Source organism: Brevundimonas sp. FV1ye4L (assembly GCF_058681255.1).
In genome coordinates, this window is sequence record NZ_CM178734.1 from 3,124,518 (window position 1) to 3,150,467 (window position 25,950).

The 25,950-nt window shown below is 67.2% G+C and carries 29 protein-coding genes and 1 pseudogene; 12 read left to right on the plus strand and 18 right to left on the minus strand.

Annotated features, from left to right (window positions below; genetic code table 11):
* Positions 1-23 precede the first annotated feature (23 nt).
* The 3 genes from ACW17X_RS15120 (at position 24) to ACW17X_RS15130 (ending at position 2,829) form a co-directional block, all read left to right on the plus strand.
* Complete coding sequence (locus tag ACW17X_RS15120) at positions 24-626, plus strand: GNAT family N-acetyltransferase (protein WP_492098628.1); 603 nt, start codon at positions 24-26, stop codon at positions 624-626.
* 13 nt (positions 627-639) lie between these two features.
* Positions 640-2,307: a putative bifunctional diguanylate cyclase/phosphodiesterase gene (locus ACW17X_RS15125; RefSeq protein ID WP_492098630.1), complete on the plus strand. Its 1,668-nt coding sequence runs from the start codon at positions 640-642 to the stop codon at positions 2,305-2,307.
* 63 nt (positions 2,308-2,370) lie between these two features.
* On the plus strand, positions 2,371-2,829 hold the full coding sequence (locus ACW17X_RS15130) for a hypothetical protein (RefSeq protein ID WP_492098631.1): 459 nt from the start codon (positions 2,371-2,373) through the stop codon (positions 2,827-2,829).
* A gap of 76 nt (positions 2,830-2,905) precedes the next feature.
* On the opposite strand, the gene ACW17X_RS15135 is transcribed toward ACW17X_RS15130, so the two are convergent.
* The gene (locus tag ACW17X_RS15135; protein ID WP_492098633.1) at positions 2,906-3,187 is read right to left on the minus strand and encodes a hypothetical protein; all 282 of its coding nucleotides are present in this window, start codon (positions 3,185-3,187) and stop codon (positions 2,906-2,908) included.
* A 134-nt stretch (positions 3,188-3,321) separates the two neighbouring features.
* Here ACW17X_RS15135 and ACW17X_RS15140 point away from each other — a divergent pair, with 134 nt between their 5' ends.
* Positions 3,322-5,025 carry a bifunctional protein-serine/threonine kinase/phosphatase gene (locus ACW17X_RS15140; RefSeq protein WP_492098635.1) on the plus strand — a complete coding sequence of 568 codons (1,704 nt, stop codon included), beginning with the start codon at positions 3,322-3,324 and terminating at the stop codon, positions 5,023-5,025.
* Positions 5,026-5,049: 24 nt separating this feature from the next.
* On the opposite strand, the gene ACW17X_RS15145 is transcribed toward ACW17X_RS15140, so the two are convergent.
* Entirely contained in the window at positions 5,050-5,505 is a 456-nt protein-coding gene (locus ACW17X_RS15145; RefSeq protein ID WP_492098637.1) for a chemotaxis protein CheW, read from the minus strand.
* Between the two features lie 384 nt (positions 5,506-5,889).
* Here ACW17X_RS15145 and ACW17X_RS15150 point away from each other — a divergent pair, with 384 nt between their 5' ends.
* The gene (locus ACW17X_RS15150; protein WP_492098639.1) at positions 5,890-6,438 is read left to right on the plus strand and encodes a MarR family winged helix-turn-helix transcriptional regulator; all 549 of its coding nucleotides are present in this window, start codon (positions 5,890-5,892) and stop codon (positions 6,436-6,438) included.
* A 27-nt stretch (positions 6,439-6,465) separates the two neighbouring features.
* On the opposite strand, the gene ACW17X_RS15155 is transcribed toward ACW17X_RS15150, so the two are convergent.
* Positions 6,466-7,035 (minus strand): YqgE/AlgH family protein, encoded by a 570-nt coding sequence (locus tag ACW17X_RS15155; protein ID WP_492098641.1) that lies wholly within the window; start codon positions 7,033-7,035, stop codon positions 6,466-6,468.
* Positions 7,036-7,152: 117 nt separating this feature from the next.
* Between ACW17X_RS15155 and ACW17X_RS15160 the strand changes: the two genes are divergently transcribed.
* Together ACW17X_RS15160 and ACW17X_RS15165 are read left to right on the plus strand one after the other, a co-directional pair.
* Positions 7,153-7,638 carry a peroxiredoxin gene (locus ACW17X_RS15160; protein ID WP_492098643.1) on the plus strand — a complete coding sequence of 162 codons (486 nt, stop codon included), beginning with the start codon at positions 7,153-7,155 and terminating at the stop codon, positions 7,636-7,638.
* A gap of 12 nt (positions 7,639-7,650) precedes the next feature.
* Positions 7,651-8,154 carry a very short patch repair endonuclease gene (locus tag ACW17X_RS15165; protein WP_492098645.1) on the plus strand — a complete coding sequence of 168 codons (504 nt, stop codon included), beginning with the start codon at positions 7,651-7,653 and terminating at the stop codon, positions 8,152-8,154.
* On the opposite strand, the gene ACW17X_RS15170 is transcribed toward ACW17X_RS15165, so the two are convergent.
* The 5 genes from ACW17X_RS15170 to ACW17X_RS15190 all read right to left on the minus strand — a co-directional run bounded on the left by ACW17X_RS15170 (position 8,055) and on the right by ACW17X_RS15190 (position 12,716).
* Positions 8,055-9,938: an ATP-binding protein gene (locus ACW17X_RS15170; RefSeq protein WP_492098647.1), complete on the minus strand. Its 1,884-nt coding sequence runs from the start codon at positions 9,936-9,938 to the stop codon at positions 8,055-8,057. The genes ACW17X_RS15165 and ACW17X_RS15170 overlap by 100 nt on opposite strands.
* Positions 9,939-10,010: 72 nt before the next feature.
* The gene (locus tag ACW17X_RS15175) at positions 10,011-11,057 is read right to left on the minus strand and encodes a quinone-dependent dihydroorotate dehydrogenase (RefSeq protein ID WP_492098649.1); all 1,047 of its coding nucleotides are present in this window, start codon (positions 11,055-11,057) and stop codon (positions 10,011-10,013) included.
* The gene (locus tag ACW17X_RS15180) at positions 11,054-11,398 is read right to left on the minus strand and encodes a DUF952 domain-containing protein (RefSeq protein WP_492098651.1); all 345 of its coding nucleotides are present in this window, start codon (positions 11,396-11,398) and stop codon (positions 11,054-11,056) included. The genes ACW17X_RS15175 and ACW17X_RS15180 overlap by 4 nt, the downstream gene beginning before the upstream one ends.
* Complete coding sequence (locus ACW17X_RS15185) at positions 11,395-11,916, minus strand: SixA phosphatase family protein (protein WP_492098653.1); 522 nt, start codon at positions 11,914-11,916, stop codon at positions 11,395-11,397. The genes ACW17X_RS15180 and ACW17X_RS15185 overlap by 4 nt, the downstream gene beginning before the upstream one ends.
* 59 nt (positions 11,917-11,975) lie before the next feature.
* Positions 11,976-12,716, minus strand: a complete 741-nt coding sequence (locus ACW17X_RS15190; RefSeq protein ID WP_492098655.1) for a class I SAM-dependent methyltransferase — start codon at positions 12,714-12,716, stop codon at positions 11,976-11,978.
* 45 nt (positions 12,717-12,761) lie between these two features.
* Between ACW17X_RS15190 and gloB the strand changes: the two genes are divergently transcribed.
* A complete protein-coding gene (gloB, locus tag ACW17X_RS15195; RefSeq protein WP_492098657.1) occupies positions 12,762-13,490 on the plus strand; it encodes a hydroxyacylglutathione hydrolase in 729 nt (242 codons plus the stop codon).
* Here the strand turns inward: gloB and ACW17X_RS15200 are convergent.
* From ACW17X_RS15200 to ACW17X_RS15220, 5 genes and pseudogenes are all read right to left on the minus strand, one after another.
* Positions 13,480-14,199, minus strand: a complete 720-nt coding sequence (locus tag ACW17X_RS15200) for a DUF4908 domain-containing protein (RefSeq protein WP_492100481.1) — start codon at positions 14,197-14,199, stop codon at positions 13,480-13,482. The genes gloB and ACW17X_RS15200 overlap by 11 nt on opposite strands.
* A gap of 99 nt (positions 14,200-14,298) precedes the next feature.
* Entirely contained in the window at positions 14,299-15,021 is a 723-nt protein-coding gene (phbB, locus tag ACW17X_RS15205; RefSeq protein WP_492089100.1) for an acetoacetyl-CoA reductase, read from the minus strand.
* Positions 15,022-15,144: 123 nt separating this feature from the next.
* Complete coding sequence (locus ACW17X_RS15210) at positions 15,145-16,206, minus strand: NAD(P)-dependent alcohol dehydrogenase (protein ID WP_492098659.1); 1,062 nt, start codon at positions 16,204-16,206, stop codon at positions 15,145-15,147.
* Positions 16,207-16,290: 84 nt separating this feature from the next.
* Positions 16,291-16,386 (minus strand): annotated as a pseudogene (locus ACW17X_RS15215) (DUF72 domain-containing protein); the annotation flags it as partial.
* A 343-nt stretch (positions 16,387-16,729) separates the two neighbouring features.
* Positions 16,730-17,170, minus strand: coding sequence for a helix-turn-helix domain-containing protein (locus ACW17X_RS15220; RefSeq protein ID WP_492098661.1), 441 nt, complete (start codon positions 17,168-17,170; stop codon positions 16,730-16,732).
* Between the two features lie 306 nt (positions 17,171-17,476).
* On the opposite strand from ACW17X_RS15220, the gene ACW17X_RS15225 reads away from it, so the two are divergent.
* A complete protein-coding gene (locus tag ACW17X_RS15225; RefSeq protein WP_492098663.1) occupies positions 17,477-17,599 on the plus strand; it encodes a hypothetical protein in 123 nt (40 codons plus the stop codon).
* 104 nt (positions 17,600-17,703) lie between these two features.
* Here the strand turns inward: ACW17X_RS15225 and ACW17X_RS15230 are convergent, their stop codons facing one another.
* The 4 genes from ACW17X_RS15230 to ACW17X_RS15245 form a co-directional block, all read right to left on the minus strand.
* Complete coding sequence (locus ACW17X_RS15230) at positions 17,704-18,453, minus strand: DUF72 domain-containing protein (protein ID WP_492098665.1); 750 nt, start codon at positions 18,451-18,453, stop codon at positions 17,704-17,706.
* A gap of 60 nt (positions 18,454-18,513) precedes the next feature.
* Entirely contained in the window at positions 18,514-19,269 is a 756-nt protein-coding gene (locus ACW17X_RS15235; RefSeq protein ID WP_492098667.1) for a prephenate dehydrogenase/arogenate dehydrogenase family protein, read from the minus strand.
* A 145-nt stretch (positions 19,270-19,414) separates the two neighbouring features.
* The gene (locus ACW17X_RS15240) at positions 19,415-20,746 is read right to left on the minus strand and encodes a dihydroorotase (protein ID WP_492098668.1); all 1,332 of its coding nucleotides are present in this window, start codon (positions 20,744-20,746) and stop codon (positions 19,415-19,417) included.
* Positions 20,747-20,896: 150 nt separating this feature from the next.
* Positions 20,897-21,862: a glycosyltransferase family 9 protein gene (locus ACW17X_RS15245; protein ID WP_492098670.1), complete on the minus strand. Its 966-nt coding sequence runs from the start codon at positions 21,860-21,862 to the stop codon at positions 20,897-20,899.
* A 100-nt stretch (positions 21,863-21,962) separates the two neighbouring features.
* On the opposite strand from ACW17X_RS15245, the gene ACW17X_RS15250 reads away from it, so the two are divergent.
* The 3 genes from ACW17X_RS15250 (at position 21,963) to ACW17X_RS15260 (ending at position 24,319) form a co-directional block, all read left to right on the plus strand.
* A complete protein-coding gene (locus ACW17X_RS15250) occupies positions 21,963-22,205 on the plus strand; it encodes a hypothetical protein (protein WP_492098672.1) in 243 nt (80 codons plus the stop codon).
* On the plus strand, positions 22,202-22,747 hold the full coding sequence (locus ACW17X_RS15255; RefSeq protein WP_492098674.1) for a hypothetical protein: 546 nt from the start codon (positions 22,202-22,204) through the stop codon (positions 22,745-22,747). The genes ACW17X_RS15250 and ACW17X_RS15255 overlap by 4 nt, the downstream gene beginning before the upstream one ends.
* 105 nt (positions 22,748-22,852) lie before the next feature.
* Positions 22,853-24,319, plus strand: a complete 1,467-nt coding sequence (locus ACW17X_RS15260; protein WP_492098676.1) for a response regulator — start codon at positions 22,853-22,855, stop codon at positions 24,317-24,319.
* Between the two features lie 15 nt (positions 24,320-24,334).
* Here the strand turns inward: ACW17X_RS15260 and ACW17X_RS15265 are convergent, their stop codons facing one another.
* Positions 24,335-25,909, minus strand: coding sequence for a PAS domain-containing hybrid sensor histidine kinase/response regulator (locus ACW17X_RS15265; RefSeq protein ID WP_492098678.1), 1,575 nt, complete (start codon positions 25,907-25,909; stop codon positions 24,335-24,337).
* Between the last annotated feature and the right edge of the window lie 41 nt (positions 25,910-25,950).

Below are 25,950 nucleotides of genomic sequence, written 5' to 3' on the forward strand. Positions count from 1 at the left end.
TCTGCGCGCTAGGTTGCGGTTCGATGGCCCTCCTGGACTGGATGAGCGATGTAGCCGGGCCGGTGGTCCGGGGCGACGGCGTGCTGTTGAGGCCGCCGCGGGCGTCCGACTATTCGGCCTGGTCCGCCCTGCGCGACGGGTCGCGCGACTATCTTCAGCCGTGGGAGCCGGCCTGGCCGGATGACGACCTGAGCAAGGCGGCGTTCCGGCGTCGGCTGTCGATCTATGGGCGGGAGATGGAGCTGGGCAACGCCTGGCCGTTTTTCGTCTTCGTCGACGGGGGCAAGACCCTGGTCGGCGCCGTCACCCTGTCGAACGTGCGGCGCGGCGTCGCCGAGACGGGGACGCTGGGCTACTGGATCGGTCAACCCCACGCCGGGCGCGGCTACGCCACGGCGGCGATGCGGGCGGTGGTCGCCTACGCCTTCGAACGGCTGAAGCTGCACCGGCTGGAGGCGGCCTGCCTGCCGACCAACCAGGCGTCACGGCGGGTGCTGGAGAAATCCAGCTTTCGAAACGAGGGTTTGGCCCGGGCTTATTTGAAAATTAACGGCGAGTGGGCAGATCATCTGCTGTTCGGCCTCGTCGAGGACGAGATCGATCGCGGCGGCCGGACGCCGTCTTGAGAGGGCGACAGCTTTGAACGCGCGACCCCGATCCCTGGCCTGGGACGCCACGAGCGCCATCGAGGCGCTGGCGGCCGCCGACACGGCCCTGTGGGTCTGGACGCCCGCCCTGGATCAACTGCGCTTCACCGGGGCGACCCGCGCCCTGGGGCTGGGGCCGCTGGCGCCGGAATGTTCGGGCGCCGGCTTCGTCGCCTCGTCCATGCCGCAGGACCGGTCGTTGGCCGAGAAAATGCTGAAGCCGCAGGAGGAGGGGACCGAGATCGCCGTGCGCCTGCGGATGCGCGGATCCGAGACCTGCCTGTGGCGGGGCGTCTGGCTGGAGGACGGGCTGCGCGCCGCCGGGGTGGTGGCGTTGGAGACCAAGTTCGCCGGGTCGGACCGGGATGTGCTGACCGGCCTGCTGGACCGTCGCGCCTTCGTTGCGCGGGTCGGCGAGGTCCTGACCCAGCCGGGCGAATACGAGATCGTGGTCGGCGACGTCGATCGTCTGCGCCGCCTGAACGAGGCCCTGGGGCACGAGCGGACCGACCTGGTGCTGTCGGCCCTGGGATCGCGTCTGGCGGCCGCCTTCTCCAAGGAGGCCTCGCCCGCGCGGATCGGCGAGGACGAGTTCGCCGTCATCATCCCCAAAACATCCTCCCACGCCAGCTATCGCCTGCGGGAGGCGCTGGAGCAGCCGCTGCGGGTGGCGGGTTTCGACATCTATCCGACCGTCTCCATCGGGGCGGTGGTGGTCGAGGGCGGGCCGGACGCGCCGGATGCGTCCGAACTGCTACGCCGGGTCGAACTGGCGGTGGAATCGGCCAAGGGCGCCGGACGCGGCGGATCGGCCGCCTATGGCCGGGCGCTGGAGAGCGACAGCCTGAGCCGACTGGCCCTGGAGGCGGATCTGAGGAACGCCTTCGTGCGCGGCGAGATCGTGCCCTTCTTCCAGCCGATCGTGAACCTGAACACCGGGGCCGTGGCGGGCTTCGAGGCCCTGGCGCGCTGGCGTCACCCGCGTCGCGGCCTGGTGCCGCCGGACGAGTTCCTGGGCCTGACCGCCGACCTGGGCATGATGAACGACCTGGGCCTGCTGATGATGACCCAGTCGGCGCGGCAGCTGGCCGAATGGATCCAGCGCCACCCCCTGGCCGGCAAGATGTTCTGCAGCGTCAACCTGTCGGTCGGCGAGATCGAACGCCCGCACCTGTGCGAGGACGTGGCCCGGATCATCAAGGAAAGCGGCCTGCCCAAGGGGGCGCTGAAGCTGGAGGTGACCGAGGGCGACATCATGCGCGACACCGCGCACGCCGCCGAGGTGCTGCAGTCGCTGAAGGATGTCGGGGCGTCGCTGGCGCTGGACGATTTCGGCACCGGCTTTTCGTCCCTGTCGTACCTGGCGCGCCTGCCGTTCGATACGTTGAAGATCGACCGCTATTTCGTGCTGACGATGAACAAGGACGAGGGCTCGGCCAAGATCGTCAAGTCGGTTGTCAATCTGGGCCGCGACCTGTCGCTGGAGGTCGTGGCCGAAGGGGTGGAGAACGCCGAACTGGCCGCCCTGCTGCTGGAGGCCCAGTGCCACTACGGCCAGGGCTTCGGCTATGCGCCGGCGCTCCCGGCCCAGGAGGCGGAGGTCTATCTGGCCGAGAGCCTGGCGGACGGCACGGCGCCGCTGAAGCAGCGGTCGGCTTAGGGGCTCTCGTTCATCCGCGTTAAATCGTCTAAGGGCGTCGCCTATGGAACGGTTGGGGCTACTATGACGCGGGTGACAGGCTTGGCTGCGGCCTCGTTGTTAGGCTTTTTCCTAGTCATATTGTCGGGAGGCGACGCTGGTAGCCCCCTCCGTACCGCATTCTATCTGGCGGGAAGCACGCTCTCTTTCGGTTCTGTCGGAATATTCTGCCTGACGGTCAGGGTGCCTGGAGGCAAGGCGAAGATAAGACCTGAAGCGATTCTTCTGGGGCTTACCTTAGTCTCCAATCTGATCGTCGTATCGGGCGTCCATTTCGGCTGGGCGCAAGGTGAGTTTCTGAAGTTTCTGAAATTCCTTCTGGCACTCGGTTATTTCGGCTTGCTCCAGCTGACAGCGGTCAGTCTTTCTGGGTTTGGGCGCTCTGGAGAGCGCAGCGTCATGATGCTGGTGAAGCTGCTCTTTTTCACCTTCTTCGCTGCGGATTTGGAGCGGGCTCGAATCAGATCTGCACTGGGCCGCTGACATCGCAAGCCCTGTTCTGGCCGAGAGTCTGGCCGACGGCACGGCGCCGCTGAAGCAGCGGTCGGCTTAATGCAGGCTAGTGGGCCACGCCCCAGGCGGTCAGACGACGCTCGGCGAGCGTCTGCATGAAGCCGTCCAACGCGATCAGGCGGCGTTTCATGTCGCTGGGCTCGACGCTTTTCCAGATGGCAGGATCATAGACGGCCTTGGCCTGCTGAAGGTCGTCCCCGGCCTCGAAACGCTCGGCCAAATACAGGATTTCAAGCAGGGCCTTGGGGTCGGTCTGCTGTTCCAGCTTGAGCGCGCCGAACCGGGTCAGACAGGCGGTCATTATGGCGTCATCGGATGTCGAGGACATGGTCGGCTCCAGAGGTGCGATGCTGAGATAGGAGCGATGACCGTCTTGTCCAGAATGGGCTGGCCCAGAGGGACTTGTTTCTCATTTCGCCATCCCGGGCCTTGTGCCTAGGATGGCGGCTCGGGGAGGGGATCGTGACCGACGCCAGACTGGAGATCGCCGCCGGTTTCGCCACCGCACAGGGGCCGAAGGCGGACAATCAGGATTTCGGCGGGGTGCATCTGGGCACGCCGGCCGAGCAGCGCGAGCATGGGGTGATCGCCGTGATCGCCGACGGGGTGTCGGGATCGAAGGCCGGACGGATGGCGGCCGAGCTGACGACGCGCAGCTTCATCGACGGCTATCTGGACCAGAACCCGCTGAACGGCATCGCCGCGAACGGGATCAAGGCGCTGCGGGGCTTCAACCGCTGGCTCCATGCGCGCGGGCGGATCGATCCGGCCATGGAGGCGGCGGCGACCACCTTCACCGCCCTGATCCTGCGCGGACGCGAGGCGGTGGCGCTGCACGTGGGGGATAGCCGGGCCTGGCATTTCCGCGACGGGGTGCTGACGCGGCTGACCGATGATCACACCCGGGCCCAGCAGGGGCTGAGCCATGTGCTGTACCGCGCCGTCGGCATCGAGGCGGACGTCAAGCTGGACGTGCGCCATGTGGAGCTGCACCCGCACGACCGACTGTTGCTGACCACGGACGGGGTGCACGGGGTGCTGAGCGACGCGACTCTGGCGCGGCTGCTGGGGCGGCGCGGATCGCCGGATGCGGACGCCCAGGCCATTCTGGACGAGGTGGCCGAGGTCGGGGCGCGCGACAACGCCACGGCCCTGGTCATCGACGTTATGGGGATCGGGGCGCCGGACTGGGAGGCGATCACGGCCGAGGCCGAGGGACTGGCCATCCTGCCGCCGCCGAAACAGGGGCAGATGGTGGATGGGTTCCATCTGGAGCGGCTGGTGGCGGACGGGCGCTATACGCGGCTGTTCCTGGCGCGGTCCGGCGACGCCCGGTCCGGCGACGAACGGGTGGTGCTGAAGTTTCCCAAGCCTGCGGCGGTGTCGGAGCGGGGCGCGCGGACGGCCTTTCTGCGCGAGGCCTTTATCGGGCGACGCATCGACAGCCCCTTCGTCGGCAAGGTGCTGAGCCTGGATGCGGGGCGCCAGAGCCGGCTCTACATCGTCCAACCCTTCTATCAGGGCCAGACCTTGCATGCGCGCTTAGCTGAGGACGGACCGTTCGAGATCGCCGAGGGGATCGGCGTGGCGCTGAAGCTGGCGCGAGGGGTGGCGGTGCTGCACCGGGCCGGGGTCATCCACCGCGACATCAAGCCGGACAATGTGATCCTGGAGGCGAACGGCGGACTGAAGCTGGTCGACCTGGGCGTGGCGCGGTTGAAACGGGCCGAAGAGTTCGCCGAGGCCGAGGCGCCCGGCACCCCCGGCTTCAAGGCGCCCGAGATGTATGACGGCGAGAGCGGGAACGCCGCCACCGATCAGTTCGCCCTGGGCGTGACCTTGTACCGGCTGTTCACCGGCGCCTATCCGTGGGGCGAGGTGGATCCGTCGGACGCGCCGCGCTTTGATCGCGCGCCCGTATCCCTCGGGCGACGCCGGCCGGACATGCCCGCCTGGCTGGAGGCCGCCGTCATGCGCGCCGTCGCCGTCGATCCGGACGAGCGGTTCGAGGACGTCGAGGAGCTGATCCATGTGCTGGAGACGGGCAGCGCCGCCGCCGCGCCCGCGCCCCGCCCGCTGTCGCTTATGGAGCGCGACCCGGTGCGGTTCTGGCAGGGCGTGTGCCTGTTTCTGGGGGTCTTGCTGATCGTCGCCCTGGCGACGTGATCATCCGGGCCTAGAGGGCGAGGCCTAGGCGGCCTCGGCCATCGGGGGCAGGACGTTGTCCAGATCCAGCAGGCTGATCATTTCGCCGTCGACAGCGAAGATGCCGGCGATCACGCCCGCTCCGCCGGCGCCGTCGCCCAGTTCCGGCGTCTCCTGCCGGGCGGAGTCGTCCAGTTCGACGATATCCGACACGGCCTCGACCAGCAGGCCGACTGTACGTGCGCCGCACTTGACCACCATGATGGCGTGACGGGCCGACGGCTCCTTGGTCGGCAGGCCGAGCCGCGCCGCCAGATCGATGATGGGGAGCACCAAGCCGCGAAGATTGACGACGCCCTTCATATAGTCCGGCGCCTTGGGCAGGGGTGTGGTCGGGGTCCAGCCGCGGATTTCGAGCACCGAGGTGATGTCGATGCAGAAGGCCTGTTCGCCGACACGGAAACCGACCAGTTCACGACGGCCGCCTTTGGAAACTGTCATCACAGAACGCCTCTCCATTCGCTGCCGAACCGGCCGCCGGGATTGATCGCTTCGGACAAACCCGCCGCGACTGCTCCAGTCCGCCCAAGTCTCGCGCATGCGCCTAGCGATTTCGTTAATGCGGAGAACCAGCTGTACGGCGACAAACTAAGTCCGCGCATTCGCGATCACTCATCGAAGGCGAATTTGTGTAAACAAGTATTGAATATTCCACTAGGTATTATGGTTGCCTGGCTAACTGAAGCTTAGCGTCGAGGATTGGTTAATTTTCAACCCACAGGGTATGTGCGCTTGCGCAACTACAGCCATCCGACTAGGTGATTCTGCGTAAATTTTACGAGGCGACTCATTTAGCCTCGTGTGGCGCGGGTACGAATTCTTTCAATGTCTGATAGTGTCCAAGTAGATGGCGAGAAAGACTTAATTCGACAGTCTGGGTCGGACTTGGGCGACGGAAGCCGGGAAGCGGTTCAGATTCTTATCAAGCAAAGGATCGCGCTTATCGCCCGCCGCTGGACGACGCGGGCAAGCCGGCTTTTCAAGGCCTATGGATTTACGAACGCGCAGCGAGCGCCGCTTCATCTTCTGAAACACGCCCCCCAAGGTCTGACCCAGTCCGAACTCGCCGACGGACTACAGCTATCGGAGCCGACGCTGTCGCGCCGGGTGACGCGGCTGCTTGCCGACGGCCTGGTGTCGAAGCATCGCTTGCCCGGCGACGGACGCGCGAACCTGATCAAGCTGGAGCCGGCGGGCCTGAAGGCGCTGGACGGATCGGAAACCACGGCGGCCCTTGATCGAGAACTGCTGTTTCAGGGGCTTTCCAACGAGGATTTGGGGGCCGCCTTGCGGGTGTTGGACGTCCTGGCGGCGCGGATGGAAGATCCTCTCGAAAGCGAGATCGAGGCCGAGGCGGAAATCGCCGCCGTCTAATGCGTCCGCCTTACAGGTGAGCGGGTCTTAAGCGCGCCCGCCCTGGCTGGACAGCCGGCCGGCTTCGACGCCCATCTGGGCCAGGGCGCGGGCCCATTTGGACTCGTGGTCGCCGTCGAAGATCAGATCCAGGTCTGCGTCCGCGGTCAGCCAGACATTGTCAGCCAGCTCATCCTCCAGCTGGCCCTCGCCCCAGCCGGCGTAGCCGAGCAGCAGGGTCGAACGACGCGGGCCGGAGATTTCGTCGGTCATGGCGGCCAGGGCTTCCCGCGTGCCGGTCATGGCCAGGCCGTCGCCGAAAGGCAGGGTGTCGGGGCCCACGCCCCAGTCGTCGGTGTGCAGCACGAAACCACGCTCGCGCTCGACCGGCCCGCCCATCAGCACCGGCCGGCCGACAGCCTGTTCGGGCGCCGGCGCGTCCAGCTTGTCCAGCACGGTCTTAAGGTCGACGCCCTGGGCGGGGCTGTCGATCCGCAAACCCATGGCGTGATCCGGCCCGTGGGCGCAGATCAGGATGACGGCGTGGTCGAACCGCGAGTCGCCGATGCCGGGCATAGCCACCAGAAGACGGCCGGTCAGGGAAGAGGCGTCGGTCATGATAACCATATCATCGGGTGCGAAACGCCGCGGCGCAAGGCGTGTTGACGCTTGCAGCGGCGGCGGGGGCGTCTATCTGTCTCGGGTGCATCCAACCACCCCCCGCGGAGAGACTTCATGACCATCCAGATCGGCGATCGCATCCCCGACGCGACCTTCGCCCAGGCGGCCGCCGAAGGCCCCAAACCCGTCAGCACGGCTGACATCTTCGCGGGCAAGACCGTGGCCCTGTTCGCCGTTCCCGGCGCCTTCACCCCGACCTGCTCGGCTCGCCATCTGCCGGGCTTCAAGGACAATCTTGAGGCCATCAAGGGCAAGGGCGTCGATGTGGTCGCCTGTATCTCGGTCAACGACGCCTTCGTCATGAAGGCCTGGGCCGCAAGCCAGGGCATCGAGGACGAGTCCATCGTCATGCTGGCCGACGGCAACGGCGATCTGACCCGCGAACTGGGTCTGGTGCTGGATGGTTCGGGCTTTGGCCTGGGCCAGCGGTCGCAGCGCTATTCCATGCTGGTCAAGGACGGCGTCGTCGCCCAGCTGAACATCGAACAGGGCGGCGAGTTCAAGGTCTCGTCGGCGGAGCATCTGCTGGCGCAGCTCTGATCTGATGAACCAATGACCGACGTCTTCACGCCCGAACAACGCAGCGCCGTGATGCGCCGCGTTAAGGGGCGGGACACGTCGCCGGAACTGGCCGTGCGCAGGATTCTGCGTGCGGCCGGGATCGGCTATCGGCTGGGCGGCATGGGTTTGCCGGGCAAGCCGGATGTGACGATGAAGGGGCGCAGGGTCGCGCTGTTCGTCCACGGCTGCTTCTGGCACGGCCACGACTGCCCGCGCGGGGCGCGGCGCCCCAAGGCCAATACCGAGTACTGGACCGCCAAGATCGGGCGCAACCGCGCGCGCGACGCCCGTGTGAGCTCAGATTTGGAGGCGACGGGCTGGCGGGTTCTGACCGTGTGGGAATGCGAGCTGCTCCGGCCGGATCAGGCCGAACGGCTGGTGGCCGCCGTCAGAGATCAGGCGGCGACGGTTTCGGCCGCTGCGGCCGTCTCGTCCAGCACATGCTGCAAGGCGCCCAGCAGCGCCGGCGGCGTCAGGGGCTTAGACACGAAATAGGCCATGCCTGCGGCCTGGCAGGCCGCGACGTCCTCGGGCGCGGTGTCGGCGGTGACGGCGACGACCGGGGTGCGGGCGTTGGGGCCCCCGCCGGCGCGCAGACGCCGGGTGGTCTCGCGGCCGTCCAGTTCCGGCATGCGGACATCCATGAAGATGACGTCGAACACGGTTTCGGCGCAGCGCTCCAGGGCGATCATGCCGTCAGCGGCCGTGACGATGTCGCAGCCCAGCGGTTGGAGGATCAACTGCACGGCGCGGCGGTTGATGTCATGGTCGTCCACGACCAGGACGCGCAAGGGGCGGTCCTGATCGTCTTCAGGCATGGAGGCGGGGGCGTCCGCGACAGGCGTCGGCGCGGCCATTTTCTGCGATGTCAGGGCCTGCGATGCCATGTCCTGCGACGTCAGGGCCTGTGCGATGTCGAGGCGGCTTTCGTCGATCATGATCGGCGTTGCGGCGCCCTCATCGGTGCGCGGGAGCATGAGCGAGACCGTGAAACAGGCGCCCTGACCCTCGACGCTGCGCGCCGTCAGGCGGCCGCCCATCAGTTCGACCAGGTCGCGACTGATCGCCAGGCCCAGGCCGGATCCGCCATGACGGGCGCTGACGCCGTCGGTCGTCTGGTCGAAAGGGTTGAACAACCGCGTCAGCTGCTGATCGGTCAGCCCCGGTCCGGTGTCCTGGACCTCCAGCAGCAGGCAATAGCCGGAAGGTTCTTCCGGCCAGGCGTCCATCCGCAAGGTGATCTCGCCGCTCGGCGTGAACTTCACCGCATTCGACAGCAGATTGTTCAGCACCTGGCGGATGCGCATGGAATCGCCCCGGACTCCGCGCGGCATGCGCGACGCGCCCTGAACCCGCAGTTTCAGCCCCTTGGCCTCGACCGGACCGCGCCAAAGGCGAAGCGTCTGGGCCAGCATGGCCCGCAGATCGAAATCGACGGCCTCGACCGTCATTCGTCCGGCCCCGATCTTGGTGTGATCCAGCAGGTCGTCCAGCAGGGATTTCATCATCAGGCCGGCGTCGGTGATCAGAAACGTGGTGGATCGCGACTGCGGGTGCAGGCTCTGAAGCTCGGCGGCGCCGGTCAGTATCGCGCCGATGGGCGTGCGCAGATCATGGCCGATGGCGGCGAGGAAGGCGGTGTGCGCGACCAGGTCCTGCTCGGCCTTGAGACGAAGGGCTTCGGCCTCGGCGCGGGCGCGTATCTGGCTCTCGGTCGCATCACTCATCCGCTGCCAGCTGATGATGGTGAAGAAGGCCACCAGAATGACAGCCGCCGCCGCGGTCATCACCATGGGCGGCGGGGCGCCGAAGGCGGAGGCCTGGAAGGGGACGGCCAGCAGATACAGCATCGGCGGCGCCAGAGACGCGGCGAGAACCGACTTGGACCGTGGCGAATTGATCATTGAGAACAGCATCAGCGCCGGCAGCATAAGAGCTGCGCAGACGCCGCCCATCGGGCCGCCGATCAGCCACATCGGAATCGACAGACTGCCGAACACCGAGGCGCTGACGAACAGGATCAGGCAGGTCGTGGCCCTGCGCCCCAGGGAGATTTCGGCCATGTTCCGGCGCGGTGAAGGGAGCGCCAGTCGTTCCAGCCCCTGCACCAAAAGATAGGCGGCGAACCAGGTCAGGCAGATCGGCCAGCCGACCATGGGCATGACCACCAGCCCCACGGCGGCGCCCATTCCGACGCGCTGCAGCAGCGTGCCGCGACGGTGGCGGGCGGCCACGGTCCAGCCGCTCTCGGCCATCGCGTCGGTGGGCGTCTTGGACATCCAGCTTCCCGGCAATGCGAACCGTGTTCGTTCGCTTGCGCGCATTAGACGCCAGATGGGCCTAACGCTCCGTCAACGGGCGGCGGCGACAGCCTCTGAAATCGAAGAAAATCCGTCTGCGCGCAGCCGAGACGCCAGATCCCGCTTGATCCGCGCCACCAGACCCGGCCCTTCGTAGATCAGGGCCGAATAGATCTGAACAGCCGAGGCGCCCAGGCGGATCCGGGCGTAGGCCTCGGCCCCGCTGTCGATTCCGCCGACCGCGATCAGCGGCAGACGGCCTTGTGCGACCTCGGCGGCGGCGCGCAGGGCCTTTTCCGCAAAGGGACGAATCGGCGCGCCGGACAGTCCGCCCGTCTCGCCTGCGTCGAGAGATCGAAGGGTCTCCGGTCGTTCGAGGGTGGTGTTGGACACGATCAGGCCGTCGATCCGGTGCGCCAGAGAGGCCTCGACGATCATGCCGATCTCGTCGGCGATCAGGTCGGGCGCGATCTTCAGGAAGACCGGGATGCGCGCGGCGCCGTCGGTCGGGCGGGCGGCGTCGATCCGGCCCAGCAGATCGTCCAGCTGTTCGCGCCCCTGCAAGGCGCGCAGGCCGGGGGTGTTGGGCGAGGAGATGTTGACGGTGAAATAGGAGGCGCGGCCGACCAGGCGCTGCAGGCCGGCGACATAGTCGGCTGCCTTGTCCTCCGTATCCTTGTTGGCCCCCAGGTTGGCGCCGACGACCACGCCCGACGGGCGATGATCCAGCCGGGCGGCGAAGGCCTCCAGGCCCTGGTTGTTGAAGCCCATCCGGTTGATGATCGCCCGATCCTCGGTCAGGCGGAACAGGCGGGGCTTGGGATTGCCGGGCTGAGCGCGGGGCGTGACCGAGCCGCATTCGACGAAGCCGAAGCCCAGCCGCGACAGGCCGCGCAGCGCCTCTCCGTTCTTGTCCAGACCGGCGGCCAGGCCGACGGGATTGGGCAGGGTCAATCCTGCCAACGTCGTGTGCAGGATGGGATCGTCGGCCGCCGGCGCGGGCAGGGGGGCGAAGGCCAGACCCTTGATGGCCAGCTGGTGGGCGGTTTCGGGATCAAGGCGACGCAGGGCGGCCGAGCCGAGGTCGAACAGGCTCATGCCGGGTCCTTGAAGATCATCGCCCCGTCGTCGGCGACCGCAAAGGCGCGCGTCGCTGCAACGGCGGTCGCGGGCAGGGGGGCGTAGAGGTGCGGAAACAGATCGCCGCCGCGCGACGGCTCCCAGATCAGCTCGTCTCCGAACCGTCCCAGGTCCACGGTGAGCAGCACCAGATCGGTCTGGCCGGCGTAGTGGCGGCGCGCGGTTTCGACCAGTTGTTCGCCGGTCGACATATGGATGTAGCCGTCCGCCAGATCGACGGCGGAGCCCTCGTAACGGCCCTCGGCCAGGGCGGCGCGCCATTCGGCGGCGGCGAGGATCTTGTAGGCGGTGTCGGTCATGCGGCGCCGCCCTGGCCGAGTGGGGGCAGGCCACGCGGCGTGATGAAGCCTTCGTAAGTGCAGCGGCCGGCGACATCGACGGTGAACAGGGCGGCGGCGCCGGTCGGGAAGCCCCCGGCCAGGCGTTCCAGAACGGCCGGGGAGGCGGCGCTCTCGGTCAGATATTCGCCGGCGAGAACATGGACGCCGGGATTATGGGCCAGGACCAGCAGGCAGCCGGCCTGATCCTCGTTGTCCTCTACGAAGCGGCGCAGCACCTCGGACGGGGCGTTATAGAGGCGCGGCTCCTCACGCACTTCGACGTCGCCGAGGGCATCGTGCATCTGCTCCCAGGTCTGGCGGGTGCGCGTGGCGGATGAGACCAGGGCCAGGTCGGGCTTCAGCCCGCGCTCGGCCAGGGCCTTGCCCATCAGCAGGGCCTCGCCGCGTCCCACGGCGGAAAGGGGACGGGTTTCATCCCCGCCGGACGGGCTGGAGCCCTCGGCCTGGGCGTGTCGCATGAGGATCAGACGGTGCATGGGCTTCGCCATAAGGCCGTTCGAGTTCGGCGACCAGATGGGTCAGGCTCAACTCCCCGTCAGCGCGGCCAGTCCGGGGTGACGGAGGCGGCGGGTTGGGGCGTCAGGGCCGGCTTGGCGGGAACCCGCTGGGCGTGGCCGCTGGGGCGGATGCGGGCATAGGCCTGACGGGATGCTTCCAGCAGGATCAATCCGGCCGTCCCCGGCGCGACACGGCGCCCGACCTGTTCGAAACCGTCGGCGAGGGGCAGCAGCGGCGTCCAGGGCGGGACATACAGGGTCTGGGACCAGGCCGCCGGCTCCAGCCCCGCCTCGCGCACCAGCCGTTCCAACTGGCCCCGGGTGAAGGGACGGCCGTGGCCGAAGGGGGTGTTCTCGGCCCGCGCCCACAGGCCGCCGCGCGCCGCCGCCGCCAGGATGATGCGGCCGGTGGGGGCCAGGGCGCGCACGGCCTCCAGCAGCAGGGCGGCGGGATCGTCGGCTTCTTCCAACGCGTGCACCAGAAGGATGCGGTCGAAGGATCCGGCGGCGAAGGGCAGGCGGCGGTCGTCCACCAGAAGGGTGCGGTTGCGCCCCACGCTGGGCCAGTGTTCGACGCCCTGGCCGCCCGGCATGGCCGCGACGATGCGCCGCGCGCCGACGAAGGCGTCCAGCCAGGGTGTGGCGTAGCCTATGCCCAGCACGTCGCAGTCGGGCGTCTCGCCCCAGGCGTCGTCCAGCCGCCGCGCCAGAAGACGTCGCACCAGCGCTCCGGTCGGTTCGCCGTAGAAGGTTCGAAGCTCGTCGATGCTGCGCCGCATGGGTCCACCATAGGCCGGGTCGGGCCCGCCTGCTAGAACGCGTCCATGACCCTGGATGTTCACCTGTTTCCGTGCCGCAGCGACAACTACGGCTTCCTGATCCGCGATACGGCCACCGGCGTTGTGGCCACGGTCGATACGCCCGATGCGGCGCGCATTCTGGAAGAGCTGGAGGCCCTGGGCTGGGGCCGGCTGGATATGATCCTGAACACCCATTGGCACCCGGACCACACCGAGGGCAACGAACGGCTGAAGGCCGAGACGGGCTGTGAGATCGTCGGGCCGGAAGAGGTGCGCCGGGTCGCGCCGCTGGATCGGGTCGTCGCGGACGGCGACGGGGTCATGGTGGGCGAGACCCGGTTCGAGGTCACGGCCACGCCCGGCCACACCCTGGGCCATGTTGTGTTCCGCTCGGTCGAGGATCAGCTGGCCTTCGTCGGCGACACCCTGTTCGCCCTGGGCTGCGGCCGGCTGTTCGAAGGGACGCCGGAGCAGATGTGGGCTAGTCTGCGCAAGCTGGCCGCCTGGCCCGAGGCGACCGTGATCTGGTGCGCTCACGAGTATTCGGCTTCGAACGCCCGCTTCCTGCTGAGTCTGGATGATCGCCCTGAGGCCCGGTCTCACGCCGAGACGATCTTCGCGGCGCGGGAGCGGGGTGAGCCAACGGTGCCGACCACCATAGGGGCTGAGCTGCGGTTCAATCCGTTTCTGACGGCGACCGATGCGGCTCAGTTCGCCGCGCGTCGGGCGGCGAAGGACGGCTTCAGCGGCTGAGGACGTCGTCCGCGACCACGCGGACGACCCGGGCCGAGGAGGGCCGGCCGGCCACGCCGGCGCGCGGTTCGATCACGATGCGCAGGACGCCGCGAGAGAAGGTCGCCTGGGGGCCCCGACCTTGATCGACAATTTCGATACGGCGGATACGGTCGGCCTCACGTCGCAGTATTTGCGAACGGGACATACGGGCGATGGCGTCGACAGCGGTCGATAAGGCGTCGGCGGCGACGGCTTCCGAGCCCGGTTGGATGTCCACATCCACCACCACCAGCCGGCCCAGGGCGCGACTGGCTCGGTCGCTCTGACGGATGATGTAATTCCACAGCTGGACCGCCGTCAGACCCGGCGCCAGTAACGGCGCGGCCTGACCCGACGGCGAGACCGGCGACCCTTGCGGCGCACTGGTCGTGTACAGGGTCATGCGGCCGTCGGCCGTGACGCGCAGAACCTGGTCGCCGTTGTCGTTGCGATAGACGATGTCGCCGCGTGGGGCGGGGGTGGCGCGCAGCACCCAGATCTCGGTCGACCGGTCGAACCGCAACAGGGGGCGCGACCCCGTCACATCCAGTACGAACCCCTGACCCGTGCCCGAGACATAGCGGGCCGACGGTTCCAGGTTGCGGCGCGACTGGGCGTGACAGTCCGACGGCAGGACGGCGGGCGCAGCGACGGACAGGCCGAGGCCCACGACGGCCGCGAACGCCATCGCGGTCACGCGAGGCGATTTTTTCGCCCAAGCCGTTTCCGTCAACTTCATGAGACTGTGGATGAAACCGTCACGCGGCGGATTTTGGGCGAAGCCCGTTCACCCGACCAGGTATTGGCCGCCGTTCAACGACAGTGTGCAGCCTGTGACATATCCGGCACGCTCTCCGACCAGCCAGGACACCATGTCGGCGATCTCCTCGCCCTTACCCAGGCGGCCGACCGGGATCTGGGCCACGATGGAGTCCAGCACCTTGGGGTCCATGGCGCCGACCATCTCGGTGTCGATATAGCCGGGGGCGATACAGTTGACCGTTACGCCCTTCTTGGCGTTTTCAAGCGCCAGCGCCTTGGTGAAACCGATCATCCCGGCCTTGGCGGCGGAATAGTTGGTCTGGCCGACTTGGCCCTTCTGGCCGTTGATCGAGGAGATGTTGACGATCCGGCCGTGGCCGCGCTCGCGCATGCCGTTGATGACCTGGCGGGTCGTGTTGAAGACGCTGTCCATGTTCACCCGGATCACGTCGGACCACTGGTCATGGCTCATCTTGTGGAAGAAGCCGTCGCGGGTGATGCCGGCGTTGTTGACCAGGATGTCGACCGGCCCCAGTTGGGCCTCGACCTCGGCTACGGCGCGGGCGCAGTCGTCGAAGCTGCCGACATTGCCCTTCACCACCATACAGCCCAGCGCCTGGGCCGTGGCGAAGGCGGCCTCGTCATTGCCGGAGTAGCCGGCGGCGACGCGAATCCCGTCCTCCGTCAGGCGTTGCACGATCGCCTTGCCGATTCCCCGGGTCCCGCCGGTCACGAACGCTACGCGCATCGCTGCTTCCTTGTCCCTTGAAGCCCGTCTGATGCGAGCCGTCCCAGAGAGGTTTAACCACGTCTGGGTTGCAGGCAAAGCCCGATTTTCTTTGCGGAAACCGGGCTTGATGTCGCGGAAGGCTCAGGCCGCCAGCTTTTCCATGTCGATGACGAAGCGATAGCGGACGTCGGACTTCAGCATCCGCTCATAGGCCTCGTTGATCTGGTCCGGCGCGATCGTCTCGATGTCGCAGGCGATGCCGTGTTCGGCGCAGAAGTTCAGCATCTCCTGGGTCTCGGCGATGCCGCCGATCAGCGAACCGGCGATGCGGCGACGACGCCACAGCAGGGGCACGGCATAGACCGGCAGGCCCTCGGTGGTCAGGCCCAGCATGACCATTGTGCCGTCGCGGGCCAGCAGCTGGACCTGGCTGGAGATCTCGTGCGTGGCCGAGACGGTGTTGATGATCAGGTCGAAGCTCTCGGCCGCAGCCTTCATCGCCGCCTTGTCCGAGTTGATCAGGAAATGCTTGGCGCCCATCCGCTCGGCGTCGGCCTTCTTGCGGTCCGAGGTGGACAGGACCGTGACCTCGGCGCCCATGGCCGCCGCCAGCTTGACCGCCATATGGCCCAGGCCGCCCAGGCCGATGACCGCGACCTTGGACCCCGGTCCGACGCCCCAGGTCTTCAGCGGCGAATAGGTGGTGACGCCGGCGCACAGCAGGGGGGCGGCGACGTCCAGCGGCAGGCTGTCGGGGATGGACAGGACGAAATGCTGATCGACGGTGATGTGGTCGGAATAGCCGCCCTGGGTGATGGTCTCGGCCGTGCCGCCCTTCGTGTCCTTGGCGCCATAGGTGCCGGTGAAACCGGGCACGCAATACTGCTCCAGACCTTCCTGGCACGACGAACATTCGCGGCAGCTGTCGACCATACAGCCGACGCCGACGCGGTCGCCTTCCTTGAAGCGGGTGACGTTCGACCCGACCGCCGCCACCACGCCGGCGATCTCGTGACCGGGCACCAGGGGGTAGGGCGCCGGGCCGGTCTCGCTGCGGGCCATGTGCAGGTCGGAGTGACAGATGCCGCTGAACTTGATGTCGATCAGCACATCGTCCGGGCCGGGGTCGCGCCGTTCGAAGCTGTAGGGCGTCAGGGGCTTGTCGGCGGCGGTCGCGGCGAAGGCGCGTGTGGCGATCGGCATGGGGAAGTCCTTAGGCTTTGGGGCAGGCTTTGGGGCGTGGGCGACAGATGTGGCCCGGGTCGACTGGCCGCAAGGCGGCGCGCGTCATTTCAACTGGGCGATCAGCGCCTGGGCCGCCGCGGGGTTCCGCACCTTCGCGCCCGAGATGAAATAGGCGAAGACGTCGCCACGTTCGGCCCAGGCCTTGGCCTAGTCGGCGACGGCCAACTCGGCGGCGGTCAAGTTGTTAGATGTTTAGCAGAAAAATATCTGGTTTATTTTCCAGCCGCAGTCTGACTGCCTTGCCAGACTGACATAATCATTTGGCCCGCAAATGAGCCGGGACCTCGATCCGGATACATGATTGTCCCAACGACCAGTATGATGAAAGCCAAGCCCCCAAGGGATTTTCCTATACAGGCTGCGACATCGATCTTGATGTCGATGTTACCGCCCCACCGCCTGTCAGGCGCGGCAACTTCATCCCTCAGTTTGACGGAGGCGGACTGGCGAGACTTGGGAATGGGGAGCCGGATCATGAACTCTAGGTCCCATGGGTTTCCTGCGCCTGAGCCGCGTAGGCTACAGGCACATCACGAGCCAACTTGGCGACCAATCCCTCGAAACTGAAAATGCGGCGTCCCTGATCGTCGATGCCGCGTGTAATAAGTCCGGCTTTCTCCATCTTTGACGTGGCGCGCTGCACCGTGCGCGTGTCGATGCCCATGCGCTTCGCAATTGTGGTGGAGCGAGGAAATACGGCACGTGCAGGGTCCCACCAATGCGCGAGCAAGTTGATCAGGACCATCATTTCGGTCGGGGTCAGGAGATACTTTGTTTGCAAGCGCAGTAGCGCGACCGGGACGGCCACAAAGCCAGAACCCTGCGTGACAGCCCCCTGCCATTTGTCCTTGATCGTAGTCGGCACCGCCTCAGGGGCGGGACTGATCGCTATCTCGACCGAAGGTGAAATCGTCTGTTCCATGCTGCACCTCTACAAGCGACGAAGCACGGATGTAAGGGATCTATTTAATTAGGTGACACTGGTGACGTTTTTTTTTGGGTGCCGCCGCTAACGGGCGTTATTTGATGTGGGTCCAACAGCCTCTTGCCAAAGCGTAGCTGCCCGCTAACTTGTTGGCCAAGCGGTTAAGCCGCTAACGGTCCAGTCGAAGCGTGCCGCGCGGTCACATTTCAGAAGTACTGGAATCTACCTACCGCGAAACGCTGGCTTAACCAGAGCCCCTACTCGACTGATTAAAGTACGGGGTCCGATTTTGGGAGGTGGGTCATGAACCTGCAATTCACTATCGAAGCTAGCAAGCCGAACGGAACGATTTTCCGCGTCGGGATCGGGGGCCATGTGCTCGCGCTAGCGTTGGCGGTGATCGAACTACTCGTTCGGTTGGTCTAAAGACGGAGGCCGCCTTGGAAACGGGGCGGCCTTTCTCTGTTGCCGCGAAGACTGCAAAAACTACGAGCCAGATTGCCATATTGCCTTGTTCTTTGATTGGCCAGCTACTGTAGTTGCTCGATCAAGGAAATGGCGGCGGCGGGGTTACGCACTTTTGCTCCGGCGATGAAATAGGCGAAGACGTCTCCCCGTTTGGCCCAGGTGCGGGCCTGGTCGGCGACGGCGGCCAGTTCGGCGGCGGTCATGCCGGTCGGCTCGTCCTCGCGACTGGACATCAGCCGGGCGTAGGTGAAGTCAGCGGTGGGCTCGTCGATCTGGGGCCAGGTCGGCTCCTCGTCGTCGACGGCGTAGACGATGGCGGCGCCGTATTTGCGGGCCAGATCATAGAACTGCTCGGTGGCGAAGGTCGGGTTGCGGACCTCCAGGGCGTGGCGCAGGCGGATGCCGTCCTTCTCGGGCGGCAGCAGTTTCAGGAAGCCCTCGAAATCCTCGGGGTCGAACTTCTTGGTGCCCATGAACTGCCAGTTGATCGGCCCCAGCTTGTCGCCCAGTTCGGTCAGGCCCTGGGACAGGAACCGGTCGAAACTTTCGCCGCCCTCCGACAGGATCTTGCGATTGGTGCAGTAGCGGCTGGCCTTGACCGAGAAGACGAACCCGTCCGGCGTCTCGTCGCGCCATTTGCGCCAGGAGTCGGGTTTGAAGGTCGAATAATAGGTGCCGTTGATCTCGATACTGGTCAGTTTCGACGCCGCGTATTCCAGCTCGCGCTTCTGTACCAGACCCTCGGGATAGAAGACCCCGCGCCACGGCTCGAAGGTCCAGCCGCCGACGCCGATGTGGATGGGGTGGGTCATGTGTCGTGGTCCTCAGGTCCGCGCTCTTCGCGGTTCAGAGTGGCGTGCTGACAGGCTTTGTCAATTTTGACGGGGCGCTAATCCTTCGTCCAGATCCCCCCTTGCCGCGTCCGCCAGGGCGAAGAAGCGGTTGCGGACTTCGGCGGCGAAGGGGTTGTCGCGTTCGATGGCGCGGAAGACGGCGGGGCTGTCGTGGCGGACCATGTCGACGGCCTGCATCAGGCGGTCGAAACTGGCGGTGGTCATGCGGGTCGGCAGAGGCTCCATGGCCAGCAGCAGGCGGGCGATCAGATGGGTCAGGCCCTGGACCGTGGCAGCCTCGCGGTCGTGGTCCTCGGGGCTGACCTGGAACACCTTCAGGGCCAGGGCGCGGCGGCAGAAGGCGGCGACGCGGCGGGCGTCGCGGGCGCCGCGCACTTCGCAGACGGCAAGGCGCAGGCCGGCGATGCCGTGCTTGCCGCTCTGGGGACCGAACAGGGGGTGGGTGCCGACGATCCGCACGCCGGGGGGCAGCAGGTCTTCCATCAGCCGGGCCGGTTTGACCTTCACCGAGCCGACGTCGATGACCAGGGCGTCGGGGCGCAGGTGGGGGCGGATGGCCGTCAATGTCGCTTCCAGCGCCTCGACCGGCACGGCCAGGATGACCGTGGGACAGGCGGCGGCCGCAGCCAAGTCGGTCAGGGTCGCGAGGCCCTCGCCGTCGGTGGTCGCTGGGTCATGGGCGAAGATGTCGAACCAGGGCGACAGATGCCGCGCCGTCAGCCGCCCGAAGGCGCCGAAGCCGATCAGGCCGAGCTGTTCCCTTACCCCCGTCACCCTCGGGCTCGTCCCGAGGGCCTACCTGTCCCCGCGCGGATCAGGTGACGATCATGCGCCGTCGCCTTCGCATCGGGGGTCGTGGGACGTCCGCCGTGGGCCCTCGGGACGAGCCCGAGGGTGACGGTTGTTGAAATGCCGGGGCTCACAGCGTCTCCATGAACCGCACCGGCCGACCGTGGGCCGCGCCGATCAGTTCGCCGTCCTGCATCACCACCCGGCCGCGCACGATGGTGGCCATGGGCCAGCCGGTCGCCTCGACGCCGTCGAACGGGGTCCAGCCGCAGCGCGACGCCTGCTGGTCGTGCGTGATGGTGCGCTTCGCCTTCAGGTCCACGATGGTCAGATCGGCGTCATAGCTGACGGCCATACGCCCCTTGTTGGCCGTGCCGAACACCCGCTGGGCCCCGGCGGAGGTCAGGTCGATGAAACGCTCAAGGCTGAGCCGGCCCTGGGCCACATGGGTCAGCATCAGGGGCACAAGCGTCTGCACTCCCGGCATGCCAGACGGCGAGGCCGGATAGGGTTTGGCCTTCTCTTCCTTCGTATGCGGCGCATGATCCGAGCCTAGGACGTCGGCGACGCCCTGCTGCATGCCCCACAGCCACAGGGCGTCCACATGCTCTTGCGACCGGATCGGCGGGTTCATCTGGGCGTAGGCGCCCAGCCGCTCATAGGCTTCGGGCGCAGCCAGGGTCAGGTGTTGCGGCGTGATCTCGACGGTGGCGACATCCTTGTGGAAGCGCAGGAACTCCATCTCGTCCTTCGTCGTGACGTGCAGGACGTGGATGCGGGCGCCCGTCTCCTGGGCCAGGCCGACCAGGCGGCGGGTCGAGCGGATGGCGCTTTCGGCGTCGCGGACCTCGGGGTGGCTGGTCCAGTCGCCGGTGCGGGCCAGGCCGCGCCGCTCGACCAGGCGGTATTCGTCCTCGGAGTGGAAGGTGGCGCGACGGCGTACGTTCGACAGGACCTTGCGCACCCCCTCGTCGTCGGCGATCAGCAGGTCCCCGGTCGAGGCGCCCATGAAGACCTTGACCCCGCAGCAGCCGGGCAGCCGCTCCAGCTCGCCCAGATAGTCGGCGTTCTCGTGCGTGCCGCCGACATAGAAGGCGTGGTCGGTCCACATCCGGTCCTTCGCCCTTGCCAGCTTGTCGGCCATGGTGTCCGGGTCGGTGGTGTTGGGATTGGTGTTCGGCATCTCGAACACGGCGACGACCCCGCCCAGAGCCGCGGCGCGCGAGCCGGTCTCCAGGTCTTCCTTCCACTCCAGGCCCGGTTCGCGGAAATGGACCTGGGTGTCGATGACGCCGGGCAGGACCGTCAGGCCCGTGGCGTCGAAGGTCTCGCCGGCCGAGGCCTGGGACAGGTCGCCGATGAAGGCGATCTTGCCGTCGATCACCCCGACGTCGGCCAGGCCCCGCCCGGCGTGATTGGCCACCTCGCCGCCACGAACGATCAGGTCATAGGTCTGGGTCATCATCTTCACCGTCACCCTCGGGCTTGTCCCGAGGGCCCATGGCGGCCGCCGCACGATCACCGAGACCGCACGCCACGACCGACGTCTCTCAGGCTTGCTTATGCGGAAAGGTGGGCCCTCGGGACAAGCCCGAGGGTGACGAGTTTTCAGTCAGCCCCGTTCCTTCAACACCCGCAGCGCCGCCTTCAGCACCCGTTCCCACGGCAGGTCCATCATGTGCTGGATCGCCTGGTTCAGCCGGGGATCCAGGGTCTTGAACTCCTCGAACGAACGCGGGCCGCGCACGGAAACGCCTTTCCACGGGCCGCGCGTCGTCTCGTCGGACGGGCCGAACACCGCAACGACCGGCGCGCCCGAGGCGACGGCCAGATGGGTCCAGATCGAATCCGCTCCGATGTACAGCCGAGCCTTGGACAGGGCCGCCACCGTCTGGAGCCGCGTCAATTTGCCCTGAAGCTCGATGACCCGCGCGCGTGGCACGGCGTAGCGGATGGTGTGGGCCGCCTCGCGGTCGATCTCCTCGCCGACCAGCATCAGCCGCCCGCCCGCCAGAGGCCCGTCGTCGGCCAGCAGCTTGGTCGCCACCTTGGCGTAGCGTTCCGCGGGCCAGCGCCGGCCCATCCATTCGACGCCGGGGCCGATGGCCAGGATGGGGCCGTCGCCGCCGCCGGTCGGGATCAGGGCCTCGACCTGGGCCATTGTCAGATCCGAGACGTGAATTCGGGGCGTCGGCGCCTCGTGCGGCTCCATCTGCAGGACGGCGGCCGCCGCCTCGACCGCATGCAGGCCGGGGGCATCCTTGCCGCGCACCGCCCGCTTGTGACGCCTCAGCCGGCCCGACAGGGTCGAGCCGCGCATATCGACGACCAGACCCCATTTGGTCCCGCGCACCTGGTTCCACAGGGCGATCCAGTCGAAATGCCCCTCGCGTTCCAGCACCAGCAGGCGCTCCAGGCGCGGCGTATCGGCGAACAGGGGGGCGCTGGCGGCCGAGCCGACGATGGTGAAGGCGGCGTTCGGCAGGCTCTCAACCAAGTGCGCCAGGACGCCCGAAGACAGCACGGCGTCCTCGGCGTCGGCCTCGGCGATATAGAGGATGGGAAAGCGCCCGATCATCCGTGAGCGTCATACAGGGATTCTGTTCGCGATTCACCGTCAAACGCCCGTATCCACAGGCCGGTTTCCCCGAAGGACGCTATGGGATAGAGCCACGGCCATGACCCAAGCCCCCCATCCGGCGCCTGATCCCGCCGCCCAGGCCGCCGCAAACGCCGCCCTCGAGCGCTTCAAGGCCCAGCGCGTGACGGCCATCTACCGCCTCGACCTGATCGCCCAAGGCGCGACCATCGCCTATGAGGACGGCACGCCGGTGGACATGGCGTCGGAGAAGGCGCGGCTGGAGGCCGTGGTCGCCGACATGGACCGTCGCATCGCCCGGCTGGAGCGGGCGGGCGGTTGAGCCTGCCCCTGCTGCCCGACCGGACCTGCGGGGCCTGCGTCGAATGCTGCCGGGCCATTCCGCTGGACCTGCCCGAACTGGCCAAGCCGACCGGCGAGCTGTGCGCCTATTGCGTCGAGGCCGCCGGCTGTTCGGTCCATGCGATCCGGCCGAACACCTGCCGCGTCTGGTTCTGCCTTTGGCGGGTGGTCGAGCTGTCGGAGGACTGGCGGCCCGATCTCAGCGGGGTGATCGTGCGGCCCGATGGGATCGAGGACGGGGTGATCACCCTCTATGTCATCAGGCCCTCGGACTTCCTGGCCTCGCCGGACTTCTTCGCGACTGTGGCCGGCTGGATCGCCGAAGGGGTCGAGGTGGCGCTGAGTATGCCCGGCCCGGTGGGAACCTATCCGACCCGCGCCGTCGTCACCGACTGGCTGCGTCCGGCGGTGGAGGCAGGGGATCCCGCCGCCTTCCTGAAGCGGGTGCTGCGGTCGCTGGACAAGCTGGCGGAACATGATTTCCAGCCGGACGGGATCACGGCGCGATATGCGGTGGTGTGACCTCCCGCCGCGCCAAATTTCCGGTTGCGGCAGCCCCAAGTAAGCGCGTTCCCCTAGAGGGCGCTTAGCCCCTCATTAGCCCTTTCCTCTGATAACAGACGATTGTTGATCGACGTCCAGAAGGGACGCGCCGTGCCAATGCAGGACTGGGACGACCTGCGTCGTCCAATATGGTTGTTCGACCCCGCCAGTCGGCGTGGGGTGTACGCCAATCCGGCGGCTCTGGAGCTGTGGGAGGCGGACAGCCTGGAGGCGCTTCAGGCGCGGGGCTTCGGCCAGCTTTCCCCCGCCGCCGAGGCTCGGGTCGAACGACTGATGCGCGAGACCGCCGATGGCGCCGCCGTCTGCGAGCAGTGGACCTTCTATCCCAACGGACATCCCGTCTCGGTATCGGCGGTGATTTCGACCTATCATCTGGAAGACGGCACGCCCGTGATGTTGCTGGAGGCCTCGCCGCTCATCGCCGACGGCGAGCAGAACCGTGCGACCGAGGCCCTGCGCCATACCTCGACGATGATTAGCCTGTTCGATACCGACGGGGCGCCGATCTTCTCGAATCCCGCCGCCTTTGCGGCCTATGGCGCGAGCGATGGTTTCGCGGCGCGTTTCGCCGAACCAGAACGCGCCCAGTCGCTGCTGGACGCCGCCCTGGCCGGAGACCCCGTCAGCGACGTCTGCCAGGTGGTCACGCGCGAGGGCCTGCGCTGGCATCAGCTCGACGTTCGACAGACGACCGACGCCGCCACGGGCCAGGTCGCCGTCCTGCTGGACGAACATGATGTGACGGCGCGGATACAGGCGGAACAGGCCCGCGCCGCCGCCGAGCAGAAGGCCGCCATGGCCGAGGCGCGCCAGGCCTTCCTGACCGACATGTCGCATGAACTGCGCACTCCCTTGAACACGGTGATCGGCTTCTCGGACCTGTTGGCGACCACAGGTCTGGACGACGAACAGGCCGCCCACGCAGCGCGCATCAACGACGCCGGCCAGAAGTTGTTGTCCGTGGTCAATGAAATGATCGAACATTCAGCGCGCGACGTCGAAGAGGCGGACCAAGGCACGTCCCTGCCGGCGACGTCAGAGTCTCTGCCGCACGCCAGCGCCTCCGTGTCACAAGAGGCATGCGTCGTCGTTCCGAAAGGGGACGAGGGGCGACTGGGCGGGCCTCGGGTTCTTTACGTCGATGATCATGACTGCAACCGCGCCCTGGTCGTCGCCGTGCTGGACGCTCAAGGCATCGTCTGCGCCACCGCCGAGAACGGCGCCGACGGGCTGGAGGCGGCCCGCACAGGCGACTGGGACCTGATCCTGATGGATATCCAGATGCCGGTCATGGACGGCGTCGCCGCCACCCGCGCCATCCGCGCCTTGCCGGGCCATCGCGGGGCCGTCCCCATCGTCGCCCTGACGGCCAACACCCTGTCGGCGCAGAAGGCCGAATACGCCGCCGCCGGCATGGACGGCTGTATGGCCAAGCCGATCAATATCGTCGAACTGACCCATATGGTGCTGAGCTGGATCGGCAGCGATTGGCGTAAAAGCGGGCCGCCGCTGATCGCCGCCGTCGCCTGATCTGCGGCTTAGGCGTCAGTCGGCCAGGACGGACTGGATGCCGGCCAGCAGGCTGGCGGCCGTAATCGGTTTGGGCACATGGCTGTCCGCCCCCGCTTCCCGCGCCTGGTCGCGGTGTTCGGCCATGGCGTTGGCGCTCAGCATGATGACCGGGGTGTGGGCGTTGGCCGCGCGTTCGGCTTCGAACGCGCGGATGGCGCGGGTCGCCGTCAAGCCGTCCATGACCGGCATCTGCATGTCCATCAGCACCAGGTCGAACTGCCCCTGCTTGAAGGCATCGACGGCGCGGGCGCCGTCTTCCGCAACCACCAGCTCGAACTGCGGGCCCGCCAGGATCATCTGGACCACGCGCTGATTGGTCGGATGGTCCTCGGCCAGGAGAACGCGGAGCGGGCGCTGCGGCCTGTCGGACGCCGGAATCGGGAAGGCCGAGGCGGCGAGCGCCGCAGAATCGGCCGCGCGGACAAGCGGCAGGTGAACGCTGAACCGGCTGCCGACGCCGGGCGTCGAACAGGCGGAAATGCGCCCGCCCATCATATCGGTCAGGGCATGGCAGATCGACAGGCCCAGGCCCGTGCCGCCGAACCGCCGGGTGATGCTGGCGTCGGCCTGGCTGAACCTGTGGAACAGGCGCGAGGCGTGGTCCGCGTCGAAGCCGACCCCCGTGTCCTCCACCTCGACCTGCAGCATCGCGTCTCCATCGGGGGCCTCGGTCAGGGCGACGCGGACGGTGACGGAGCCGGCATGGGTGAACTTCACCGCGTTGGAGATCAGATTGGTCAGGATCTGGCGGATGCGGGTGCTGTCGCCGACGAAGGCGCCGCGCGCGTCTGCCCCCCGCTGGAGCCTGAACTCCAGCCCCTTGTCGTCGGCGCGCTGGCGCATGATGTCGAGCGCGGGCGCGAGGGCCTCGTCCAGGTCGAAGGTGCGGGCTTCCAGTTGCAACTGCCCCGCCTCGATCTTGGACACGTCGAGAATATCGGACACCAGCCGTTCCAGGGTCTCGCCCGAGGCGGCGATCAGGGCGACCATCTCGGCCTGCACAGGGTCCAGACCTGTGCGCGACAGGGCGTCGATGATGCCGATTACCCCGTTCAGGGGGGTGCGGATCTCGTGGCTCATATTGGCCAGGAAGTCGGACTTGGCCTGGTTGGCGGCTTCGGCGGCGGCCTTGGCTTCGATCAGGGCCTGCTCGTCGGCCACCTTCTGGGTCACGTCGCGCGCCACGCCGTAGATGCGGTCGCCGAACCGCCGGGCGCGCCATTCCAGAGTGACGTAATGACCGTCGCGGTGGCGGTAGCGGTTGGTCTGACCCAGCACCGGATCGCCCGGACGCCGGTTGGTGACCTCGATGATGGCCTTGCGGGTGGCCTCCTGATCCTCGGGATGGATCAGGGTCGGCAACAGGCTCCCGACCAGTTCTTCCGGACGATAGCCGAGCACGGTGAACCAGGAGGCGCTCGCCTTGATCACCGGTCCATTGATGTCTCGCACCACCAGCAGATCCAGGGACACATCGAAAAAGGTGTCCAGATCCACGTCGGGCGCAGCGCTGGCCGTGAACGGGTCTGTGATCGAGGTGCTGATCATTGGGGGCTATCCTTAGGGGGCTCACCTTACGGGGGCCGGGG

Coding starts and splice junctions, on each gene's coding strand:
- ACW17X_RS15145 (WP_492098637.1), bottom strand. CDS start 5,505: ATGACAGTTTCCAAAGGCGGCCGTCGTGAACTGGTCGGTTTCCGTGTC.
- phbB (WP_492089100.1), bottom strand. CDS start 15,021: ATGCGCGTAGCGTTCGTGACCGGCGGGACCCGGGGAATCGGCAAGGCG.
- ACW17X_RS15190 (WP_492098655.1), bottom strand. CDS start 12,716: ATGCGGCGCAGCATCGACGAGCTTCGAACCTTCTACGGCGAACCGACC.
- ACW17X_RS15135 (WP_492098633.1), bottom strand. CDS start 3,187: ATGTCCTCGACATCCGATGACGCCATAATGACCGCCTGTCTGACCCGG.
- ACW17X_RS15175 (WP_492098649.1), bottom strand. CDS start 11,057: ATGAGCCTGTTCGACCTCGGCTCGGCCGCCCTGCGTCGCCTTGATCCC.
- ACW17X_RS15160 (WP_492098643.1), top strand. CDS start 7,153: ATGACCATCCAGATCGGCGATCGCATCCCCGACGCGACCTTCGCCCAG.
- ACW17X_RS15180 (WP_492098651.1), bottom strand. CDS start 11,398: ATGACCGACACCGCCTACAAGATCCTCGCCGCCGCCGAATGGCGCGCC.
- ACW17X_RS15240 (WP_492098668.1), bottom strand. CDS start 20,746: ATGACCCAGACCTATGACCTGATCGTTCGTGGCGGCGAGGTGGCCAAT.
- ACW17X_RS15220 (WP_492098661.1), bottom strand. CDS start 17,170: ATGGAACAGACGATTTCACCTTCGGTCGAGATAGCGATCAGTCCCGCC.
- ACW17X_RS15245 (WP_492098670.1), bottom strand. CDS start 21,862: ATGATCGGGCGCTTTCCCATCCTCTATATCGCCGAGGCCGACGCCGAG.
- ACW17X_RS15150 (WP_492098639.1), top strand. CDS start 5,890: ATGTCTGATAGTGTCCAAGTAGATGGCGAGAAAGACTTAATTCGACAG.
- ACW17X_RS15230 (WP_492098665.1), bottom strand. CDS start 18,453: ATGACCCACCCCATCCACATCGGCGTCGGCGGCTGGACCTTCGAGCCG.
- ACW17X_RS15225 (WP_492098663.1), top strand. CDS start 17,477: ATGAACCTGCAATTCACTATCGAAGCTAGCAAGCCGAACGGAACGATT.
- ACW17X_RS15210 (WP_492098659.1), bottom strand. CDS start 16,206: ATGCCGATCGCCACACGCGCCTTCGCCGCGACCGCCGCCGACAAGCCC.
- ACW17X_RS15120 (WP_492098628.1), top strand. CDS start 24: ATGGCCCTCCTGGACTGGATGAGCGATGTAGCCGGGCCGGTGGTCCGG.
- ACW17X_RS15200 (WP_492100481.1), bottom strand. CDS start 14,199: ATGGCGTTCGCGGCCGTCGTGGGCCTCGGCCTGTCCGTCGCTGCGCCC.
- ACW17X_RS15155 (WP_492098641.1), bottom strand. CDS start 7,035: ATGACCGACGCCTCTTCCCTGACCGGCCGTCTTCTGGTGGCTATGCCC.
- ACW17X_RS15130 (WP_492098631.1), top strand. CDS start 2,371: ATGACGCGGGTGACAGGCTTGGCTGCGGCCTCGTTGTTAGGCTTTTTC.
- ACW17X_RS15250 (WP_492098672.1), top strand. CDS start 21,963: ATGACCCAAGCCCCCCATCCGGCGCCTGATCCCGCCGCCCAGGCCGCC.
- ACW17X_RS15265 (WP_492098678.1), bottom strand. CDS start 25,909: ATGATCAGCACCTCGATCACAGACCCGTTCACGGCCAGCGCTGCGCCC.
- ACW17X_RS15170 (WP_492098647.1), bottom strand. CDS start 9,938: ATGTCCAAGACGCCCACCGACGCGATGGCCGAGAGCGGCTGGACCGTG.
- gloB (WP_492098657.1), top strand. CDS start 12,762: ATGACCCTGGATGTTCACCTGTTTCCGTGCCGCAGCGACAACTACGGC.
- ACW17X_RS15165 (WP_492098645.1), top strand. CDS start 7,651: ATGACCGACGTCTTCACGCCCGAACAACGCAGCGCCGTGATGCGCCGC.
- ACW17X_RS15185 (WP_492098653.1), bottom strand. CDS start 11,916: ATGCACCGTCTGATCCTCATGCGACACGCCCAGGCCGAGGGCTCCAGC.